This is a genomic window from Methylobacterium sp. WL6 (assembly GCF_008040095.1).
GTDB lineage: Bacteria > Pseudomonadota > Alphaproteobacteria > Rhizobiales > Beijerinckiaceae > Methylobacterium.
The window spans coordinates 1-4,968 of record NZ_VRVH01000318.1; the positions used below are offsets into that span (position 1 = coordinate 1).

6 protein-coding genes are annotated in these 4,968 nt (G+C 72.5%); 3 read left to right on the plus strand and 3 right to left on the minus strand.

Annotated elements, in window-relative coordinates:
• The 3 genes from FV230_RS24480 to FV230_RS24490 form a co-directional block, all read left to right on the plus strand.
• Positions 1-473: enoyl-CoA hydratase/isomerase family protein (locus FV230_RS24480; RefSeq protein WP_187275610.1), on the plus strand; the 473-nt coding region annotated here is incomplete at its 5' end.
• A gap of 181 nt (positions 474-654) precedes the next feature.
• Positions 655-1,557 (plus strand): 3-hydroxyisobutyrate dehydrogenase, encoded by a 903-nt coding sequence (gene mmsB / locus FV230_RS24485; protein ID WP_147844246.1) that lies wholly within the window; start codon positions 655-657, stop codon positions 1,555-1,557.
• Between the two features lie 2 nt (positions 1,558-1,559).
• Positions 1,560-2,348, plus strand: coding sequence for an enoyl-CoA hydratase (locus tag FV230_RS24490; RefSeq protein ID WP_147844247.1), 789 nt, complete (start codon positions 1,560-1,562; stop codon positions 2,346-2,348).
• A gap of 272 nt (positions 2,349-2,620) precedes the next feature.
• Here the strand turns inward: FV230_RS24490 and FV230_RS24495 are convergent, their stop codons facing one another.
• The 3 genes from FV230_RS24495 to dinB form a co-directional block, all read right to left on the minus strand.
• A complete protein-coding gene (locus tag FV230_RS24495) occupies positions 2,621-2,920 on the minus strand; it encodes a hypothetical protein (protein ID WP_147844248.1) in 300 nt (99 codons plus the stop codon).
• Positions 2,921-3,016: 96 nt separating this feature from the next.
• Positions 3,017-3,895 (minus strand): SDR family oxidoreductase, encoded by an 879-nt coding sequence (locus tag FV230_RS24500; protein ID WP_147844249.1) that lies wholly within the window; start codon positions 3,893-3,895, stop codon positions 3,017-3,019.
• A gap of 114 nt (positions 3,896-4,009) precedes the next feature.
• A partial coding sequence (dinB, locus tag FV230_RS24505; RefSeq protein WP_147844250.1) for a DNA polymerase IV occupies positions 4,010-4,968 on the minus strand: 959 nt, incomplete at its 5' end.

A 4,968-nucleotide genomic window follows, 5' to 3' on the forward strand; every position in this document is an offset into this window, starting at 1 on the left:
CCACCGTCCGGGCGGCGATCGACGCGCGCGCCGTCACGCCGGGGCCGGCCCCGCTCGCCGCGGCGCAAGCCGTCATCGACCGCTGCTTCGCGCACGATCGCGTCGAGGACATCCTGGCCGCGCTCGCCGCCGAAGGCTCCGAATTCGCCGGGCGGACGCGCGCGACGCTGCTGGAGAAGTCGCCGTCGAGCCTCGTGCTGACGCTGCGCCTGCTGCGTCTCGGCCGCGCGGCGACGACGCTGGAGGCCTGCCTGGAGCGCGAGTTCCACGCGTCCCTCGCCCTGCTGGCGGAGGGGGATTTTCGCGAGGGCATCCGCGCGGCGGTGATCGACAAGGACAAGGCGCCGCGCTGGTCGCCGCCGACCCTCGACGCGGTCGACCCCGAACGGATCGCCGGCTGGCTCGCGCCGCGGGCGGCCCCGGTCTTTTCGGTGCCGGACGACGTCTTGTCCCCCCCTGCTCCCTCATCCTGAGGCGCCCGCGCCAGCGGGCCTCGAAGGAGGGCTCCAGGGATCGCAGCGCGACCTGGATGTCTCCTTCGAGGCCTCCGCTTCGCTCCGGCACCTCAGGATGAGGGGGTGGATGGGAGCAAGGAACAAGGATCGGTCGTGCTCCACGCAGAGCGCCGCCGTGAGAGACATACGGGAGGAACCCATGACGACGCGGCCCCAGACCATCGCCTTCATCGGGCTCGGCAACATGGGCGGCCCGATGGCGGCCAACCTCGTCCGCGCCGGGCACGCGGTCCGCGGGTTCGACCTCGCCCCGGCCTCGCTGGAGGCGGCGCGGGCCGAGGGCGTCGCCGTCGCCGGCTCGGTGCTGGAGGCGGTCGAGGGCGCGTCCGCGGTGGTGACGATGCTGCCGGCCGGTCGGCACGTGGTCGAGGTCTGGTCGCAGGTCGCCGGAGCGGTCCCCGCCGGCACCCTGCTGATCGATTCCTCGACGGTCGACGTCGCGAGCGCCCGCCAGGCCCACGCCCTGGCCGAGGCGCGCTCCTGCGCCGCGATCGACGCGCCGGTCTCCGGCGGCACCGGGGGCGCCAAGGCCGGGACGCTGACCTTCATGGCCGGCGGCTCGGAACAGGCCTTCGCCGCCGCCGAGCCGATCCTGAAGCGGATGGGCCGGAGCGTGTTCCATTGCGGCGCGGCCGGCGCCGGCCAGGCTGCCAAGATCTGCAACAACATGATCCTCGGCATCTCGATGATCGGCGTGTGCGAGGCCTTCGCGCTCGGCGAGAAGCTCGGGCTCTCGCAGCAGGCCCTGTTCGACGTGGCCTCGGTCTCGTCCGGGCAGTGCTGGTCGCTCACCACCTATTGCCCGGTGCCGGGGCCGGTGCCGACCTCGCCCGCCAACACCGGCTACCGGCCGGGCTTCGCTGCCGCCCTGATGCTGAAGGACCTGCGCCTCGCGCAAGAAGCCGCCGGCACCGCCGGCGCCGCGACGCCCCTCGGCGCCGAGGCCGAGCGCCTCTATGCCCGGTTCGACGCGCAAGGCCACGGCGGGCAGGATTTCTCGGCGATCGTCCAGATGCTGCGCGGACCGCGCGAGGAGGTTTGACCATGCCGGAGAATCTGACCGGGGACGAGACGATCCTCATCGAGACGCACGGGCGCGTCCGGCTCATCACCCTGAACCGGCCCAAGGCCTTGAACGCGATCAACGCGCAACTCACCCGCGCGCTGATCGCGGCGGCGACCGCCGCCGATGCCGATCCGGGGATCGGCTGCATCGTGATCACCGGGTCGGCCAAGGCCTTCGCCGCCGGCGCCGACATCAAGGAGATGCAGGCGGCGACCTATGCCGAGATGTATGCCGGCGACCGCTTCGCCGACTGGGAGCGCTTCACGGCCCTGCGGACCCCGATCGTCGCGGCCGTGGCCGGCTTCGCGCTCGGCGGCGGCTGCGAGCTCGCGATGATGTGCGACCTGATCCTGGCCGCCGACACCGCGCAGTTCGGCCAGCCGGAGATCAAGCTCGGGGTGATGCCCGGAATCGGCGGCAGCCAGCGGCTGACCCGGTTCGTCGGCAAGGCCAAGGCGATGGAGATGTGCCTGACCGGCCGGATGATGGATGCGGCCGAGGCCGAGCGGGCCGGGCTGGTCTCGCGGGTCGTGCCCGCCGACGGGCTCGTCGCGGAGGCGATGCGGGTCGCCGAGACCATCGCCGGCATGTCCAAGCCGATCGCGATGATGACCAAGGAGGCGGTCAACCGCGCCTACGAGACCACGCTCACGGAAGGCGTGCGCTTCGAGCGGCGGGTGTTCCACGCGATGTTCGCCACCCAGGACCAGAAGGAGGGCATGGCCGCCTTCGTCGAGAAGCGCGCGCCGAAGTTCACGCACGGGTAGCGCCACTTCTCGCTACGGAGGCCGATCGTCTTCACGCATCGTCCCGGCCTCGAGCCAAACTCATCCGGCCCCGCCCCGTCATCCCGGGGCTGCGCAGCAGAGCCCGGAATGACGGGGCGGGGCCGGTGGGGGCCGATCGCGTTCCGCTCCGATGAGATGCCTTTCCGGAAAACCCTGTCCCTTTCCGAACGGGTGGGGGACTCACGCCCTCGACGGTGCGCGGTGCGGTCGCCCGGGCGGTCGAAGGGGGCTGCATGGTGCGTCGTTCCGGCTCAGGCGGCCTGGCCGCCGTAGGTCGCGAACGAGGACTCGACCTTGTCGGCGAGCGCCGGCTCGACCTCGGCCAAGACCTTGAGGCGCCCGGCGAGCTTCGGCTCGCCGTCGGTGTGGGTCTTCTCGACGCGGCCGTCCTCGATGTCGGCGCCCGCGGTCTCGGTGCCGGCGCTGTTCTCGTCCGAGACCGGCGCGATGGTCACGGCCTTGCGGTCGATCTTGTGCTCCTGGACGAGGTGCTCGACCGCCATCTCGGCGTCGCGGCGGGTCTCGAACGTGGCGGCGATGATCTTCGACATGGATCTGGCTCCGATGGCGGGGCGGTCCGGCCCCGCGGGGGTTCCGCCGTCAATCGCAGGCGCGGCGCTCCGTTCCGGATCGCCGCGCCTCGTGCGTCAGTACATCGGCGTGCCGCCGGTGACGGGCACCAGGGCGCCGGACATGTAGCTGCCCTCGCGGGACGCCAGCAGCACGTAGGCCGGGGCGAGCTCGGCCGGCTGCCCGGCGCGGCCGAGGGGCGTGTCGGCCCCGAGCTGCTCGATCTGCTCGGGGCTCTTCACGATCGGCTGGATCGGGGTCCACACGGGGCCGGGCGCGACGCAGTTCACCCGGATGCCCTTCGGCGCCAGCAGGTTCGACAGCCCGATCGTCAGGCTCGCGATCGCGCCCTTGGTGGCGGCGTAGATCAGCATCGTCTTGTCGGCGACCTTGGCCTGCTGGCTCGTCGAGTTCACGATCGCCGAGCCGGGCTTCATGTGCGGCACCGCCGCCTGGGCGAGGTAGTACATCGCGAAGACGTTGGCGCGGAACGAGCCCTCGAGGTCCTCCGCCGTCACGTCGTCGAGCCCTTCGTTGATCGTCTGCGCGGCCGCGTTGTTGACCAGGACGTCGAGGCGCCCGAACGCGGCCACCGTGCGGGCGACGAGGTCGCGGCAATGGGCCTCCTCGCGCAGGTCTCCCGGCAGCAGCAGGACGCGGCGCCCGGCCTGCTCGACCCAGCGCGCCGTCTCCTCGGCATCGGACTGCTCGACCGGCAGGTAGGAGATCGCCACGTCGGCGCCCTCGCGGGCGTAGGCGATCGCCACCGCGCGGCCGATCCCGGAATCGCCGCCGGTGATCAGCGCGACCTGATCCGTCAGCAGCCCCTTGCCGACGTAGCTGTGCTCGCCGTGATCGGGGGCGGGGGTCATCCGCGACGACAATCCCGGCCGCTCCTGCTGCTGGTCGCCGGGGAAGGGGGGCCGGGCTCCGGCCTCGCGGGGATCGTCGGTCATGGTTGGCTGCTCCCGGTGTCGCTTCCCATCGAGATAGGGCGCGGCGCCGCGGACGCAGGCGCGACCCGATGACCGCGGCGCCGGCGATCCCGATCGAACGATCGCGGCGACGCCTCAGATCGCCAGGCCGAGCTGCAGCGGTTCCGCGGCGTCGCCGTGGTCGAGGGCCGAGAGCGAGACGCCGAGCAGCCGCACGCTGCGCCGGAGCGGGCGGAGGTCGCGCAGCAGGCCCAGGCTGATCGCCTCCAGGCTGGCGCGGTCGCCGACGGGGGCCGCCAGGGAGCGCGCCCGCGTGACCTGCGCGAAGTCGGAGAACTTCACCTTCAGCGTCACGGTCCGGCCGCGCAGACCCTTGGCGGCGCAGGCCGCCGCGACCTTGTCGAGGATTGGCGCGAGGCGCTCGGCGAGGATTTCGAGGTCGGCGCTGTCGTCGGAGAAGGTGTTCTCGGCACCGATCGACTTGCGGATGCGGTGCGCCCGCACCGGGCGCTCGTCGATGCCGCGGGCCACCCCGTGATAGTAGGGGGCGGCGCTGCCGAGGATGGCGGCCAGATCCTCCAGCGAGCGGGCCTTGAGGTCGCGGCCGGTGTGGATGCCGAGGCGGCGCATTTTCGCCTCCGTCACCGGGCCGATGCCGTGGAAGCGGCCGATGGCGAGGTCCTCGACGAAGGCCGGGCCCATCTCGGGGGTGATCACGAACAGCGCGTCGGGCTTGCGGTAGTCCGAGGCGACCTTAGCGAGGAACTTGTTGTACGAGACGCCGGCCGAGGCGACGAGTCCGGTGCGCGCGCGGATCGTGGTGCGGATCGCCCGGGCGACGGCGGTGGCGGTCGGCAGGCCCTGCAGGTTCTCGGTGACGTCGAGGTAGGCCTCGTCGAGGGAGAGCGGCTCGATCACCGGCGTGTGCTCGGAGAACACCGTCCGGATCTCCTCCGAGATGCCGCGGTAGACCTCGAAGCGCGGGCGCACGAACACCAGGTCCGGGCAGAGCCGGCGCGCCGTCACCGAGGGCATCGCCGAGCGCACCCCGAAGGCCCGCGCCTCGTAGCTCGCGGCGGCCACCACGCCGCGCT